We start from the raw sequence: 757 nt of genomic DNA on the forward strand, positions 1-757 counted from the left end.
CGCGTGCCGCGGTTCACGCCGAGGCTGCGGGCGCGGACAGGACGGGGGCCGCACGCCCCGCGCTGCATGCCAGCCAGATCCTGGGCGCGGGCGTGAAGGGCGAGGTCGCGCTGGACCACATCAAGCTCGTCTCGCTGGGCGCCGCGCTCTGGTCCGACGCGGCGGCCGAAGGCGCCAACGTGCTCTTCGCCGACCCGGACACGCAGACCGTGACGGTGCTGGAACGCCAATGGCCGCGCGGCGAAGGTGCCAGCGGCCCCGCGCAGGCCCTCGCCGGACGGCGCGTGGCGGGGTTTCCGCTGCGGCAGATCGCGACCGGGCAGGTCATCACCAAGACCGCCACGCGCCGCGCCAACGGCCTCATCGACATCACCGCCGGGGCGCGCCAGACCGGCGTGATGCCGCTCTCGCCCGCGGCCTGGGACGAGCTGGCCCCGCCCTTGCGCCAAACCAGCGTGCAAGCGCTGCGCGAGCGCCTGCGCGCCGCGCTGCCCGATTTCGTGCAGCCGCGCCAGGCCGCCACAGGCGCGGCCAGCGGGGCATCGGGCGCGCTGCATGTGGTGGCGCTGGAAGGCGGCATGCAGGTGCAGGACTGCGAGTGGGATGCGGCCGAGCAGGTGCTGCATGCGCGCATCGTGGACGCGCAGCACGAGGACGCCGGGCCTGCACTGCGCCTTGCGCTGCCGCACCGTGCGGCCGCGCCGGGCGCCGTGGACGCGCTGGCCCGCGCGCTGGCGGGCGAATGGGGGGCCGCTGC

At 76.4% G+C, this 757-nt stretch carries 1 pseudogene; it reads left to right on the forward strand.

Annotated elements, in window-relative coordinates:
* Positions 1-757: pseudogene (locus AC27KI_RS26400) on the forward strand (SWIM zinc finger family protein); the annotation flags it as partial.

The organism is Acidovorax sp. KPB24-03, from assembly GCF_057546605.1.